The sequence below is a fragment of the Micromonospora sp. NBC_01796 genome, assembly GCF_035917455.1.
Taxonomy (GTDB): Bacteria; Actinomycetota; Actinomycetes; order Mycobacteriales; family Micromonosporaceae; genus Micromonospora_G.
In genome coordinates this window covers 7974467-7988647 of the sequence record NZ_CP109078.1, presented here as the reverse complement: position 1 = coordinate 7988647, position 14181 = coordinate 7974467, and the positions used below count along the sequence as shown (strand labels likewise).

The 14181-nt window shown below is 69.7% G+C and carries 17 protein-coding genes; 5 read left to right on the top strand and 12 right to left on the bottom strand.

Going from position 1 to position 14181, the window contains the following annotated elements; translation table 11 throughout:
- Positions 1-43: 43 nt before the first annotated feature.
- The 3 genes from OIE47_RS35535 to OIE47_RS35525 all read right to left on the bottom strand — a co-directional run bounded on the left by OIE47_RS35535 (position 44) and on the right by OIE47_RS35525 (position 2286).
- Positions 44-1009, bottom strand: a complete 966-nt coding sequence (locus tag OIE47_RS35535; protein ID WP_326558926.1) for a helix-turn-helix domain-containing protein — start codon at positions 1007-1009, stop codon at positions 44-46.
- Between the two features lie 123 nt (positions 1010-1132).
- A complete protein-coding gene (locus tag OIE47_RS35530) occupies positions 1133-1492 on the bottom strand; it encodes a hypothetical protein (RefSeq protein ID WP_326558925.1) in 360 nt (119 codons plus the stop codon).
- Between the two features lie 65 nt (positions 1493-1557).
- A complete protein-coding gene (locus OIE47_RS35525) occupies positions 1558-2286 on the bottom strand; it encodes a TetR/AcrR family transcriptional regulator (RefSeq protein WP_326558924.1) in 729 nt (242 codons plus the stop codon).
- Positions 2287-2409: 123 nt separating this feature from the next.
- Here OIE47_RS35525 and OIE47_RS35520 point away from each other — a divergent pair, with 123 nt between their 5' ends.
- Positions 2410-4086 (top strand): CocE/NonD family hydrolase, encoded by a 1677-nt coding sequence (locus OIE47_RS35520; protein ID WP_326558923.1) that lies wholly within the window; start codon positions 2410-2412, stop codon positions 4084-4086.
- A 17-nt stretch (positions 4087-4103) separates the two neighbouring features.
- Here the strand turns inward: OIE47_RS35520 and OIE47_RS35515 are convergent, their stop codons facing one another.
- The 6 genes from OIE47_RS35515 to OIE47_RS35490 all read right to left on the bottom strand — a co-directional run bounded on the left by OIE47_RS35515 (position 4104) and on the right by OIE47_RS35490 (position 9401).
- Positions 4104-4916, bottom strand: coding sequence for an ArsR/SmtB family transcription factor (locus OIE47_RS35515; protein ID WP_326558922.1), 813 nt, complete (start codon positions 4914-4916; stop codon positions 4104-4106).
- Between the two features lie 155 nt (positions 4917-5071).
- On the bottom strand, positions 5072-5605 hold the full coding sequence (locus OIE47_RS35510) for a DUF1062 domain-containing protein (protein WP_326563329.1): 534 nt from the start codon (positions 5603-5605) through the stop codon (positions 5072-5074).
- A gap of 276 nt (positions 5606-5881) precedes the next feature.
- Positions 5882-6628, bottom strand: coding sequence for a phosphotransferase family protein (locus OIE47_RS35505; RefSeq protein ID WP_326558921.1), 747 nt, complete (start codon positions 6626-6628; stop codon positions 5882-5884).
- 72 nt (positions 6629-6700) lie between these two features.
- A complete protein-coding gene (locus OIE47_RS35500; protein WP_326558920.1) occupies positions 6701-7726 on the bottom strand; it encodes a hypothetical protein in 1026 nt (341 codons plus the stop codon).
- Between the two features lie 91 nt (positions 7727-7817).
- Positions 7818-8495, bottom strand: a complete 678-nt coding sequence (locus tag OIE47_RS35495) for a phosphatase PAP2 family protein (protein WP_326558919.1) — start codon at positions 8493-8495, stop codon at positions 7818-7820.
- Between the two features lie 90 nt (positions 8496-8585).
- The gene (locus OIE47_RS35490; RefSeq protein ID WP_326558918.1) at positions 8586-9401 is read right to left on the bottom strand and encodes a phosphatase PAP2 family protein; all 816 of its coding nucleotides are present in this window, start codon (positions 9399-9401) and stop codon (positions 8586-8588) included.
- A gap of 44 nt (positions 9402-9445) precedes the next feature.
- On the opposite strand from OIE47_RS35490, the gene OIE47_RS35485 reads away from it, so the two are divergent.
- The 4 genes from OIE47_RS35485 to OIE47_RS35470 all read left to right on the top strand — a co-directional run bounded on the left by OIE47_RS35485 (position 9446) and on the right by OIE47_RS35470 (position 12961).
- Positions 9446-10108: a hypothetical protein gene (locus tag OIE47_RS35485; protein WP_326558917.1), complete on the top strand. Its 663-nt coding sequence runs from the start codon at positions 9446-9448 to the stop codon at positions 10106-10108.
- 192 nt (positions 10109-10300) lie between these two features.
- A complete protein-coding gene (locus OIE47_RS35480; RefSeq protein ID WP_326558916.1) occupies positions 10301-11329 on the top strand; it encodes an ABC transporter substrate-binding protein in 1029 nt (342 codons plus the stop codon).
- A gap of 13 nt (positions 11330-11342) precedes the next feature.
- The gene (locus tag OIE47_RS35475; RefSeq protein WP_326558915.1) at positions 11343-12179 is read left to right on the top strand and encodes a class I SAM-dependent methyltransferase; all 837 of its coding nucleotides are present in this window, start codon (positions 11343-11345) and stop codon (positions 12177-12179) included.
- On the top strand, positions 12176-12961 hold the full coding sequence (locus tag OIE47_RS35470; RefSeq protein ID WP_326558914.1) for an ABC transporter permease: 786 nt from the start codon (positions 12176-12178) through the stop codon (positions 12959-12961). The genes OIE47_RS35475 and OIE47_RS35470 overlap by 4 nt, the downstream gene beginning before the upstream one ends.
- Before the next feature lie 104 nt (positions 12962-13065).
- On the opposite strand, the gene OIE47_RS35465 is transcribed toward OIE47_RS35470, so the two are convergent.
- The 3 genes from OIE47_RS35465 to OIE47_RS35455 are packed head-to-tail and all read right to left on the bottom strand — an operon-like array spanning position 13066 to position 13915.
- Complete coding sequence (locus OIE47_RS35465) at positions 13066-13359, bottom strand: DivIVA domain-containing protein (RefSeq protein WP_326558913.1); 294 nt, start codon at positions 13357-13359, stop codon at positions 13066-13068.
- Positions 13360-13419: 60 nt separating this feature from the next.
- Positions 13420-13662: a hypothetical protein gene (locus tag OIE47_RS35460; RefSeq protein ID WP_326558912.1), complete on the bottom strand. Its 243-nt coding sequence runs from the start codon at positions 13660-13662 to the stop codon at positions 13420-13422.
- Positions 13655-13915, bottom strand: coding sequence for a hypothetical protein (locus OIE47_RS35455; RefSeq protein WP_326558911.1), 261 nt, complete (start codon positions 13913-13915; stop codon positions 13655-13657). The genes OIE47_RS35460 and OIE47_RS35455 overlap by 8 nt, the downstream gene beginning before the upstream one ends.
- Positions 13916-14181: the final 266 nt, after the last annotated feature.

Here is a 14181-nt window from a genome sequence, read left to right as displayed (position 1 = left end):
ACCCCAGGACGTGAACCGCCCCGCCGTGTGGGGGCGGGGCGGTTCACAACCAATCGTTGCGGGCGACGAACCAGCCGAGCTGCATCCGGGTGGCGCTGCCGGTGACGTCCATCAGCTGCCGCAGACGGCGCTGCACCGTACGCAGGGACATGCCGAGTTGCGAGGCGACCGCCTTGTCCGGCAGCCCGGTCATCAGCAGGGAGAGGATCTGCCGGTCGGTGGCGGTGGGCATGCTCCACCGGTCCACGTCGTCGAGGGCGTCCGCCGCCGGCGCCAGCCGCAACGGGGTGGCCCGTTCCCACACCTCGGTGAAGAGGGCGACCAGCACCTCGACCCAGGCGGCTCCGCGTACCACCAGTGCCCACGGCTCGATGGTCCCGGTGCGTCCGGGAAAGGAGAGCAGGGCGACCCGACGGTCCGCGACGGCGAGCTTTCCCGGTACGTCGAGCGCGACCCGGGCCTGCTCCCCGGCGGCGACCAGGCCGCCGATGTGCGCGCTGGCGTTGGGCCGCTCCAACGCCCGCCGGTCGTAGACCACCCGGAACCGTACGCCCCGGCCGAGCAGCTCGTGTTCGGTCGGGTTGTCGTGGAACTCGGCCGTGTACGGCGGGCGGTCGAAGCCCAGCACCTCCTCCTGCGCCCCGCGCAGGAACTGGTCGAACGTCCTGCCGATCGCCGCCCCGCCGACCACCATGTGTACGCCCTGGTCCACCGGCTCGGCGGCGCGCTGCCGTTGCAACCACTCCCGTAACCCGGTCCGTGCCTCCTGCAGCTCCCGCATCCGCTGCATGACCAGCGAGTCGATGGCGAGGTCCGGCGAGGTCGCCTCGGACCGACCGTCGACGGTGTGCACCAGGCCGGGTTGCTCCAGGGTCCGTAACGCCTGGGACACCTCGGTCCGGTCGACGCCCAGCCGCCCGGCCAGTTCGGCGAGGGTGCCGGGCCGCCCGGACACGAGTTCCAGGTAGATCCGCTCCGCCAGCTCGGTCAGCCCGAACGCCGCCAGCATCTGCCCACCACCCCGCTCGATCGTCCGCCCCGCAGCGGACCCCGGTCGATCCTGGAGCGCTCCCAGGACTCAGTCAAGCGCCGTACGGGAATGCTGCCGAAGGACGTGAGGTCGCCGCTGTGCTCAGCTCACGTACCAGTCGAACAGCGCCCAGCCGGGCGGGGTGGCCATGACCAGCAACATCAGCAGGGTCGCGGCACTGGTGACGGCGAGGGGCGTCCACCCGCCCCGACGCGACTGCGGCGACATCAGGATCGGCCTCGCCACCGCGAGACTGATGATGGCCGGGACAAAACCCACACCGACGGCGATGACCGCCGGCCAGGACCAGCCCGGTGGCGACTGTTCCGGAAAGTACGCGGCGTCGCTGACGAGGTACGCGACGGCGGCGTAGAGGTAGGCCGCGATGACGAGCAGTTGGATCGACACCAGGGGGCCGACCCACCGGAGCTTGACCGCAGGATTGGCTACCGAGGCAATCACCGACGCAGCCTACCGGCCCGGTCGTCATGTTGTTGACCCGTCGATGTCCACGTCGCGTTGGTGCTTCAACCGACCGGGACCAGCCCGTTGAGCAGTTGGTCGAGCAGTCGGTCGAAGCTGGACACCGTTCCGCCGCTGAGCGTACCCAGCACCTCGGCCAGCCGGGGATACGCGCCGCCGCGTACGACAGCGTGCAGGTAGCGGCCCTGGGCGGCGAGTGTCTCCTGCGGGTCCCGGCCGGTACGACGACTGTTCAGCTCCTGCGCGACCTCGTTCGAGACGTAACTCGCCACGAAGCCGGTGAGCAGGGCGAACGCTTCCATCTTCTGCTGTCCGTCGAGGTTGGTGGGTTGCAGGGCGGTGAGCGCGTACTCCAGGGAGGCCAGGGTGTTCGGCCCGAGGGTCTGCCGGGATGCCAGCGCCGACGGTAGCCAGGGATGCCGGCGCATGATGTCGCGTTGCACGTGCGCGAGCCGGCGCAGGTCGTCCCGCCAGTCGCCGCCGGGCGGGGGGAGATCGTGCTCGCCGGCCACCTGGTCGATCATCAGCTCCAGCAGGGTTTCCTTGTCCGGCACGTAGGTGTAGAGCGACATCGCGCCGACGGCCACCTCGGTCGCGAGCCGGCGCATGGTGAGCGCGGTCAGACCCTCGGTGTCGGCGATCGTGACGGCGGCGGCGGTGATCTCGGCCCGGCTGTGGGTCGGCCGGCGACCGAGCCGGGTGCCGGTGGGTGGCAGCCACAGTGTCTCGGGGTCGACCGCGCGGGTTGCGCCGGTCGTACGTGCGCGGCCCATCGTGTCTCCCTCCGAGCGGTCTGGCGCCCATTATGGTCAACCACTATTCTAGTACGTTGTACGGGAATCCATCACCGCTCCCACCTGCGAGAAGTCCCCCTCGACCAGTGGAAACGAGGCGCCGTGCCGACCAACACGTACGCACACACCGGACGCAGACCACCCTGGTACGCCCGGAAGATGCTGAAACGCGGGCTGCCGCCGGCCCCGTACGAGATCGCGTACGAGCCCGGACTGATGGTGCCCGCCGCCGACGGGACCCCGCTCCCGGCCGACCACTGGTTCCCGCTCGCCGACGGCGACTTCCCCACCCTGCTCCTGCGTACGCCGTACGGGCGCGGTTTCCCCTGGGCGGCGATGTACGGGGCCCGCTTCGCCGAACAGGGTTTCCACGTCGTCCTGCAGAGCTGTCGTGGATCGGGCGGATCGGCCGGGGACTTCGCCCGGTGGCGCAACGAGCCCGCCGACGGTCAGGCCGCCGTGGCGTGGTTACGCGGGCAACCCTGGTTCATCGGTGTGCTGGGCACCGTCGGCGCGAGCTATCTCGGTTACACCCAGTGGGCCCTGGCCGTGGACCCGCCACCGGAGCTGCGGGCGATGGTGGTGCAGGTGGCGCCGCACGACCCGTACCGCACCGCCTGGCCGGGCGGCGTCTTCGCGCTGGAGACGGCGCTGGTCGCGGGCGTCGGCCTGGCCTGGCAGAGCCGGGGGACATCCGCATTCCTCCGGGCGACCCTGCGGCTGACCCGACGGCTGCGGAAGGTCACCCGTACCCTGCCGCTGATCGACGCGTACGTGCCCGCGGTCGGCGAGCGGACCCCGGTCGTCGAGGAGCCGCTGACCCATCCGGAGCGGGACGATCCACACTGGCAGGGGACCGGCCTCGGCGGCGCTATCGACCGGTTGACCGTGCCGACCAACCTCCTGGGCGGGTGGCACGACCTCTGCCTGGACCAGACCATCGAGCAGTACGTCCGGCTGCGGCGGGCCGGCTGCGATGCGTCCCTGCTCATCGGCCCGTGGACCCACACCTCCGCCTTCGACCAGGGCTGGCCGCACGTCTACCCGGAGAGTCTCGCCTGGTTGCGAGCACATCTCACCGGGGACCGGAGCGGACTGCGCCCGACCCGCGTACGCGTACACGTCGGTGGTGCGGACGAGTGGCGCGACCTGCCCGACTGGCCGCCCCCGGTCGGACCCGGCCGCCACTGGTACCTGCACCCCGACGGTCGGCTGGACACCGGGGCCTCGACGGAGACGGCGGCGCCGCTGTCGTTCCGGTACGACCCGTCCGACCCGACGCCGTCACGGGGTGGCCAGGTGCTCAACCGCGACGGTGGTTCGCGGGACAACAGCGCCCTGGAGGCCCGCGCCGACGTCCTGCTGTTCACCACCGAACCGCTGACCGAACCGGTCGAGATCCTCGGACCCGTCTCGGCCGAGTTGGCGGTCGGCACCGACACCGGGTACGCGGACATCTTCGCCCGGCTCTGCGACGTGGACGTACGCGGACGTTCCCGCAACGTCTGCGACGGGCTCGTACGCCTGCCGGCCGGCGCCACCGGGCCGGTGGCGGTGACCGTCGCGATGAGCTCCACCGCGTACCGTTTCGCGGTCGGGCACCGGATCCGGCTGCAAATCAGCGGCGGTGCCCACCCGCGATTCAACCGCAACACCGGCAGCGGTGAGCCGGCGGCGACGGCGACCCGGCTGGTGCCGACGCGGATCTCCGTCCACTTCCCGTCCGCCCTGGTCCTGCCCGTCGCGACGGACCTGCCGCCGGTCGGTGAGGCCGGGTAGGTGACCGACTCTCCCGGTCAGGCCGGTTGGGTGGCGGCCTGGTCGGGGGAGGGCAGGGGATCGCCGGTCTCCAGCAGGCTCTTCAGGCTGGAGAGCAGTTCCGGCCAGCCCTGCTGGATGCCCTCGCGGATGGCGCTGCCGGGCTCGAAACCGTCGTGGGTGACGGTCAGCTTCACCATCTCGCCGACCGGTTCGATGGTGAAGGTGACCTTCGAACGCGGTTCGCCGGCCATCTTGGCCACCAACTCGTCGCTCATGTCGTAGGCGGCGGCGAACTCCGGCGTGATCGTGTGCCAGGTGTACGACAACCGGCTGTACGGGTCCGCCTCCAGCACGACCTGGGCGTGGTCGGCCATCCGTACGCCGTTGACGTTCCAGGCGACGGTCGAACCGACCTGCCACTCGGACTCGAACGTCACCCCCCAGTAGCGGCTGGTGAAGGCCGGATCGGTCAGCGCCTGCCAGAGCCGTTCCGGGGTGGTCCTGATGTAGTTGGTGTAGACGAATTCCAGGTCGCTCATGGGTTCCTCTTCCAGTGCCCTCTTCAGGTCGGCGAGCACGTGCACCCGCTCGCGGTGGTACTGACTGATCCAGCGTTCGGTGATCGCGTTGATCGGAGCGGCGTTCAGGTAGTGCAACTTCTCCCGGCCGCGCCACACCGGGGTCACCAGGTTGGCCGACTCCAGGACCGCCAGGTGCTTGCTCACCGACTGGCGGGCCATGTCCAGCCCGGCGCAGAGCTCACGCAGGCTCTGGCCGTTGCGGGCGTTCAGGCTGTCGAGCAGCCGGCGACGGCTGGCATCCGCCAGCGCCTTGAACACCTCGTCCACGCGCCACCTCGCCCTCCCCCGGACAAGCAGCCATCCGGCTGCCCAAAGAATAGGCAGCCAGATGGCTGCATGTCAAAGATCTGCGCTGGTCAGCGCGGCGCCACCCGGGCCTGTCCGGCGACCGTGCCGGACAGGCCCGAGGACCCACGCAGGGCTCAGCGTTTGAGCGTGAAGGTGAAGTCGCCGGAGAGCTTGCCGCTCAGCCGGACCGCCGAAACGAGGTTCCCCTCGGCGATCAGTCGTTCGACCTCGGCCCGGGAGAGACCGAAACCCTCGGCGATCAGTCGCACCGGCCGGACCGGGATCCGCGCCGCGAAGCGGACCGAGACGTCGACCACCTCGTGGTCCAGGTGATCCGACCCGCCGGTGTCGAGACACCAGGCGTCGTCCCAGTCGAGGGCGATGCGATTGCGTCGCTGCACGACGGGATCCTGGAGCAGTTCGGCTGTCAGGCCGGGGTTGTTGTCGTGCAGCCGATCCAGCAGGTCGGGTCGTACGGACCGCACGGTCATCCGTTCCAGGACCGTGAGCTTTGCGGTTTCCCCGCAGGCGGTACAGAGCACGAGGAGCCAGGCGTCGAGGAGCTTGTGGTTTGCGTTGACGCGAAATTTGCCGCTTGCCCGGAAGAACTCGGACGCGCACGCGTGGCAACGGCGGCGAACAAGGGGCAGGCGGGTGGGCACGACCATCCAGTTTTTGAGCACAGAGGTACACCGGTTTCAGTGAGAAGTCCGCAGCAAGAAGGAGCGCGGCGCACAGGCGCGACGCGCGACAAATCAGCGCTTGGGAGGTCTCACGCGATGTACAACGGCATGTCCTTCACTGGACGACTCGGTTCGGCAGCACGGTAATGGCGCGCGGCGGCGCCGCGCCACTGATTTGCGCGCCCTGACCGCCGGACGGGTTCCGGGGTCTGTGTCGAAGCCGAGGCCGGGCTGCGGCGTGGCCCAGCTCTGATACAGGCCCTAGGTTTCCTGCATCCGGGATCTGAGCACGTCGAATTCGCATCCCGGCGCGTCCGGATCGAAGCCGTGCTCGATCAGCCAGTGCGACGCCACCAGACTGCGCAGTGACCACCAGGCGCGAATCACGTCCCGGTCCGCGTCGGCGCCGTAGCCGGCAAGCAGGTCGTCCAGGCGTTCCTCGTGCCCGAGCGTCAGGGTGGCGAGGTCGAACATGGCATCGCCGGGGGCGGCCTCGGACCAGTCGATGACGCCGGTGACCTCGTCGCCGTCGACGAACACGTGGGTGATCTGCAGGTCGCCGTGGATGAACACCGGTTTCCACGGCCGGAGCGCGGCCTCGGCGATCTCGCGGTTGCGCCGGATCACCTCGGCGGGTAGGACGGCGTTGGCGAGCAGCCACGCGCACTCGCCGTCGAGTTCCGCCGCCACGTCGTCGAGCCTCGGGCCCGGCCACGGCGGCAACGGCGCATCGTGCAGTCGCCGTATGGCGGCACCCGCCGCAGCCCACGCCGCCGGCGACGCGGCCGACGGTTCGCCGAGGACGCCGAGTGCCTTGCCCGGCACGGCGGCGATCGCGAGCACGGGCGGCTCGTGCCAGAGGATCGCCGGGGTCGGTATCGGCGCCATGGCCATCGCCCGCACCTCGACGTCGGCGTGGGCCGGGTCGCCGTCGACCTTCAGGAACACGTCGCCGACGCGCAGCGTCGCGCGCTGGCTGTGGGCGACGACGACCTCAACCTCTTCCATACCGGCCATCCTGGCGGGGATGGTCTCCGATGTCGCCGGATTTGCGGGCGAACCTGTGACTCCGATACAGGCCTAGTCGAACTCGTAGCCGTACCCGCGACGGGCCCGTGGCATCAGGGCTCTGGCCCAGGCGAGGGGATTGACCCCGACCGGCTCGGGTCCGAGCAGGTTACGCAGCACGAAACGGTCCGCGGCCGGAGAAGACTCCGCCTGCGGGTCGTGCTGGTCGACCTGGGCCAGGATGTCGTCCAGGACCGGCGAACCCACCCGGCCCGCCGAGAGCCAGATCGCGATCTTCGCGTACGCGTTGACCAGCTCGCGCCGACCGACCAGGAGCAGGGCGACCGGTGCGACCAGGCCGACCAGGTAGAGCGGGGAGAAGCGCCAGCTCAGGATCCCCACCAGCGCGCAGGTGGGTACGAACAGCGAGATGCGGAACTGTGCCTCGGCGACCCACCGGTCGAACTCGCCGTGCAACTCCGGCTCGGCACCGATCAGGCGCTCCACCGTCGGCTCCAGATCCCGCAACACCAGTGCGACCTTGCGTTCGATGCCGTACATCGACTCCGCGATCGCGTGGTCCAGTCCGGGGTACTGCTGCACCAGGTCGGCGGTCGTGACCGTCGCCGGTACCAGCACCGCCCGGCCGGGGTGCCGCGACGGCAGGGTCTGCCGCGCCCTGTCGACCAGTTGGAGGCACTGGTCGCGGTAGTCGACGGCGATGGAGTAGCGCTCGATCGCCCGCTTGCGGAACATCTCGAACAGCGGTCGACTGACCGAGCGGGGACCGGGGCAGCGCGTACTGGAGTCGATCCGGCGCAGCGCGCTGCCGCGAGCCAGGGCGACGACCTTCCGGTGGTCCCAACCGGATGCCAGAAGCCGGGGCTCCAGCAACCTGTTTGTCGTGTTCGAGATGATTCCGATGATGTACGCGCAGACGCTGACCGCGCCGAGCAGGACCGTCTTGCCGAGCCAGTTACCGAGCTGGACCAGGCTCTCCAGCGCCGGCGGGTACGGCTGAAGGTCGAGAATGCTCTCGCCGACGGCGATCCAGACCGCCAGTACCCAGACGTATCCCGCGATCAGAGGTGCGCGCACCTCTCGAAAGCCGGGCAGCAGATGTGCGAGCAACGTCAGCCTCTCTCAGAACCAACTTCGAGCGGCCGGAAGCCTACAAGGGACGGACGCGCTACGTGGTCCCGGCGCTCACCCGCTGGCGGTTGCGGGCGGTGCGCCTGCCCGGCACGTGCTCACGTCCCCACCGGACCGTCCGGTCCAGGACGCCCCGCGCCATGATGACGATGCAGGTGCCGGCGTTGACGAACGAACCGACCACGTCGCTGGGATGGTGCATTCCCCGGTACATCCGGGTTAGGGCCACCCCGATCGGCACCGCCACCAGCAGTGACCACCAGGCGACCTTCGTCGACGTACGCCGGGCGCGCAGCGCCAGCACGAGGGCCAGGCCGCAGTAGAGCGCGACGGCCGCCGAGGTGTGCCCGGACGGGAAACTGGAGGTGGGCGGGGACACGTCCATGTGCTCGACCGCCGGGCGTGGCCGGTCGATCGCCAACGTGGTGAACAGGAAGATCAGGGCTTGTGCGGTCACCGCCCCGATCAGGAATGCCGGCTCCCGCCACCGGCGCAGGGTCAGCGCGAGGACGCAGGCGACCACCGCGGTCACCGCGATGATCGCCGGTGTGCTGGCGATCGTGCTGAACACCAGGGAGACGCCGTTCGCGGTCCCGCTGCGCTCGGCCTCCAACTGTCGGTTGACCGTGTCCTCGACCGTGAGCGGCCAGACGTCGTCCAGCACCTTCGTGACCAGCAGCCCCAGGCCGACCATCACCCCGTAGAGGACGGCCACCGGGAGCAGGAGGCGAGTGGTGAACTGCCGAAGTACATGGGGTATCGCCGCGATCGACATGGCCCCTCAGCTACCCGGTGCAGGCCGAAACTACGCCTGGCCGTACCCGGCCGGGTGCTGTTCCTCCTCCACTCCCTCGGTCAACGGGTCGCTCGGGCGATGTCCGACCCGGCCCCGCCAGGTGGCGAACGCCGCCGTCGTGGCCGCCACCACCGCCGCCCCGAGTACCCAACCACCGAGCACGTCACTGAGCCAGTGCACACCCAGCGCGATCCGGCTGAGTCCGGTCACCGCCGTGACCGCAAGGGCGGCGGCCCAGATCCCCCAGCGGGCCGCGCGCCGCCGCCGGGTTTCATCGATCTCGCCGACAAAGGGCAGGAAGACCAGCACCAGTACGCCCGCAGCCAGCGCCGCCGTGAGCGCGTGACCGGACGGGAAGGAGTAGCCGGCCGCGTGCTCCACCGGATCGAGCAACTCGGGCCGCCCCCGGCCGAACAGCAGCTTGAGCCCGGCGCCCAACAGACCACCGGCGATCATGGTCGTGACCGCCCACAGCGCCACCCGGCGGGCGCCCCGCCACCACAACCAGACCACCACCGCCAGGACCAGCACCCGCAGCGGCCCAGGGCCGAACACGTCGGTCCAGATCTGCATCGCCGAGGTCCAGCCCGAATTTGTCACCGCCTCCTCGTGCAGCGACTCGGCCAGTCCCTCGTCCACGCTGCGCAGCGGCCACCAGGCCGAGATGACCAGCAGGGACAGCACCGAGAACGGCACGAGTACGAGCACCGCCGCGACCGAGGCGAGCGTCAGCCGCAGCCCCAGTGAGCGGTCCGGATCGAGTCGCCGCGTCCACCATCCTCTCTTTGCCGAATGTTCATCTGTCCGTGGTTGTGCTGAGCCCATGCACCAGCCCTACCCGACGGGCCCACCGTCTATGCGTCCCGCTCGTGGCCGAAGGCGGGTGGGTAGGGTGCGGCGATGCGATTCGCACGGGAGCGGCCGGACCGGACGACTACCACCTGGCGCCCAACCCCCTGACGGCCGAGGCGGTCCGGGTCTTCAACCGGTTGCTGGCCAAGGACGGCCTGGTCCTGCCCGCTGCGTTCGCCACGTTCATCGGCAGCGCTCGGCTGCAACACGCCGTGCCCTCGCTCGGCAACGAGTGGCGGGTGACCACACCCTTTCCCAGCCCGATCGAGAAGCATGCCTACCTCGTGCGATTCATGCACGACTCGCAGGGATGCCTGTACTGGTACCTCTACCTCGGGTCGGACGGCACCGGACCGGTGCTCTGCAGCCCTTCGGACCACGAACCGGAGGAGGGCGAGGAGGCTGGGGAGACGGGCCTGACCGACTTCCTGGGCGAGACGCGCTGGGTCGCGCCGGACTTCGAGCAGTTCCTGTACCGGTACTGGATCGAGCACGTGGCGTGGTACGAGGTTGTCGACCAGGACTGCGAGTGGGATGCGCTGTCACCGGTCGTACGCGGGTACCTCGACCACTACCGATCGGCCAACCCACCCACGCTCGACATCTGGCCCTCTCCGCTCCCGCCCGACGCACTACGCACACCGGACCTCGCCCATCCGGGTCAGGGAACCCTGTGGTGAGCGGGCCGAAACTCCGAGCGGAGTCTCATTCGGGACGCCCAAGGACCAAGATATCGAATACCCTATATCTCTATAGCTGCCTCGTGCCTGCCCCGTACGGGTGTACACCTCCCTGCTGAGCGCTCGACAAGGGACGCCGCCGCCCACACAGACGACACGAGGCCATCGGGGTTCTGTAGCGGGGAGAGACGAATGTTCCGACACAGCCGTGCGCTGGCCAGCGGTCTGCTGGTCCTGACCCTGTTGGCAACCACCGCTTGCTCCGGCGCCGAGGGCGGCGACAGCGGGGTGGCGGGCAACGACGAACCGGACAAGGTGACCTACCTGACCGCGTTCGGTGCTTCCGGGCGCGACGCCTTCGCCTTCGTCGCCAAGGAGAAGGGCTTCTTCCGGGAGGCCGGCATCGATGCCGAGATCGAGCTCGGCCAGGCGTCGGGCGAGAACGTCAAGGCGCTGGTCGGAGGCCGAGCCCAGTTCGTGAACATCGACCTGATCGGCGCCTGGATCCTGGCCGGCACCAACGCCGAGTACAAGGACCAGTTCCGGGCCATCGCCGCCGTGCACCAGCAGACCCTGGTCGCCATCCTCGCCCTGGAGGGCGGCGGCATCACCTCACCGAAGGACCTGGCCGGCAAGCGGATCGGCGCCGCGACCAGCTCCGTCAACCAACTGCTCTTTCCGGCGTACGCGCAGCTCGCCGGTGTTGACGCCGCAGGGGTGAAGTGGGTGAACGCGGCCCCCGCGCAGGTGCCGGCCCTGCTCGCCTCGGGTCAGGTCGACGCGGTCAGCACGTTTCTGATCGGCCGTGCCGGGATCGAGAAGGCCGCCGGAAAGAAGACGGTCCTGCTGCCGTACAACGATTACCTGCCCGACCTGTTCGGCAACGGCATCCTGGCGTCGGACCGGGTCATCAAGGACGATCCCGAGCTGTGCAAGCGGTTCCGGGAGGCGCTGATGAAGGGCCTGCGGTACACGATCGACCACCCCGACGAGGCGGCGCAGATCCTGTTCAAGGCCCAGCCGGCGGCCAACGTCGACGCGGCCAAGGCCGAGATCACGTCGATGACGCCGTACGTGGCGCCGGCTGCGGGGGCTCCACTCGGCGCCATGGACGAGCAGCGGGTGACGTCGGCTCTCGCCGTCATCCACGATCTGGGGCTGGTCAAGGAGGCCCTGGCGCCACAGGCGGTGGTCGACTTCAACCTCACTCCGAAAGCCTGAACGGGGAGTACGCATGACCACCTCCACCCGGCCGTCGGTGCCGCCCCACGGGGACAAACCCTCGTACTCCTTCGACAACAACGACCCGGCGGCGGCCGACCGGCACAACTTCCTCGCCGAGATGCTCGACGAACCCACTTTCGCCCGGCTCTCCGAACTGGGGGACCTGACCGGTCGTCGCTGCCTCGAACTCGGTGCCGGCGGCGGTAGCGTGGCCCGTTGGCTGGCCGCCCGGACCGGTCCCACCGGCACGGTGGTGGCGACCGATCTCAATCCTCGCCACATCCCCGACGACCCCGGCTACACGGTGCTCCGGCACGACCTCAAGGACCCGCTGCCCGACGGACCGTGGGACCTCGTCCACGCACGGCTGGTGCTCATGCACGTGCCCCAGCGGCGGGAGGTCATGCGCCGGCTGGTCGACGCCCTGGCGCCCGGCGGGGTGCTGGTGATCGAGGACTGGCTGACCTCGGCGGGAAAACTGGTCCTGGCCGCGCCCGACGACGAGGCCGAGGCCCTGATCGACGCCTACCAGGAGACTCTGGTGGGGCAGGTCCTGACCGGCAACGGCACCGACTCGACCTGGGCGGCGCACATCCACTCGGTCATGCTCGCGGAAGGTCTGGTGGACGTGGACACGGTCATCCACTCCCGATCCTGGCCGGGAGGCACCGCCGGCGCCCTGCTCGTCGCGGCGAACGTCGCACAGGTACGCACCCAGATGCTGACCCGGGGATTCACCGAACCGCAGTTGGAGACCCTGCAACGGCTGGTCCACGATCCCCGGCTGGTCGTACGCGGCCACCTGACCTACTCCACCGTCGGCTGGCGTGACCGGGCTCCCGGATGAGCAGCACCGGCACCGGCCAAGCCCGTACGCGTTTCGCCTTTCTCGGGCTCCCGCTGCTCGGCGCGGTTGGCGCGATCGGCGCCTGGTGGGGCGCGACCATCGTCTTCGACATCCGGTCGTTCTTCCTGCCCTCACCGCCGCAGATCGTCGACCGCTTCCTGGAACAGCCCGAATACCTCATGCGCGAGGCATGGGCGACCCTGGTCGGGACCCTCGCGGGGTACGGCATCGCCGTCGTCTTCGCGCTGATCCTCGCCCTCGTACTGGCCGCCGCACCCGCGCTGGAACGGGCCACCCTGCCCCTGCTGATCACGCTCAACTCGGTGCCCAAGGTCGCCATCGCACCGCTGCTGGTGCTCTGGCTCGGCTACGGCCCCAAGCCGAAGATCTTCCTGGCGGCGCTGATCTGCTTCTTCCCGCTCGTGGTCTCGGCCATGTCCGGGCTGGCGTCGACCCCGACGGAGCTGACCGAACTCGCCCGCTCACTGAGCGCCTCCTGGTGGCGGACCTACCGCAAGTTCCGTATCCCGTGGGCCCTGCCGCAGATCTTCGTTGGGCTGAAGGTCGCGATCTCGCTCGCCCCGATCGGTGCCGTCGTCGCCGAGGTCTACAACCCCGACCGAGGGCTCGGCGCGGTGGTGGCACTCTCCACCGCCTCGGCCGACACCCCGCTCGCGTTTGCCGCCATCGCCCTGCTCGCCCTGCTCAGCGTCGCCCTCTACTACCTGGTGGTAGCGGTGGAAACCCTGCTCCTACCCTGGGCCCGCGACACCACCGGCTAGCCGGCGCCCGCAGTGAAGCATGATCCACGCGCTCTCAGCTGTTCCCAGAGGTGCCCATTCGACAGCTAGGAGCGCGTGGATCATCGAGCGCGTGGTGTGCACCGTCAACGCGAATCCGTCCAGTGCCCCGCGTTGTCCGGATGACTCCTGGAATGCCGCGCCTGCCACTCCCGCAGCGCCCCCTTCAAGCGGGTGTTCTCCTCGCGGAGACTGGCCTCGGCGGCGTCCCGGGCGATCAGCTCATCCACCACCTGCCGCACGAAGGCGTACACCTGCTCCTCGGCCAGCCCCCGCCGACCAAGCCGGGTGCGACCGAAGCGCACCGCCCGCACCTGCTCGGGCCGCAGACGCGACAACCGTCGTACGGCACGCGTCACACCCACCGCCCGCGCGCTCACGACCGGCATCCGTACGTCTCCGACGTACCCATGAACTTCGCTCCTTCTCGGGTTGACCGCTCAGTTCGGTTGTCGCTCGACCGGCAGCAGACTGGCCCGGACGAGGATCTGCGTCTGGTCGCCGGAGCGGCCGTCGGGCAGGATCCGGACCCCCTCCAGCCAGACCCACTCGTGCCGCTCGGGTCGGTTCGCCACCAGTCGCACGCCGGTGACCCGCAGCGCCACCGGCCCGTCGCTCGGCCGGAACCGGTCCTCCGCTTCGATCCGCAGTACCGCGCCGAGCCGCACCCGGATGTCAAACACGCAGCCTCCGCGCCGGTGCCGCGACCGTGGCCGGCGGGATCAACTGGACGCCTGCGGGCTGGACGAACAGCTCACGCCGTTCGACCGCCGCACCCTTCCGGTCCAGGACGTATCCGGTGATCCAAGCCCAGCCGTCGTAGGTCGGTTTCTTACTCACCGAGATCACCCGGAACACCAGCGGGGGCGATCCGGCGAACTGCACGGACGCCCGCCGGTCGATCCGCAGCACGTCACCCGGCTCCGGAACCCACACACGCTCCTCCAGCCTCTCCGCCGTTGTTCTGCGAGAGCGGGCTCGGCACGTTCGAGGAGTGCGGCCAGCGAAGGAATCGCACGTACAGCTTGCTCGCCGGCTCGTGGGGCATGTCTTCGCAGCCCTCGATGAAGCGCTCCGCCAGGTACAACATCAAGGGGATCCGTTTGCTGGCGTACTCCGCGAGGAGTTGCTTTCGACGGGGCGGACACGGCCATTCCAAACCGCAGTCCTTGCAGGTCCAGCCCGGCCGTGCCGGGTGATGC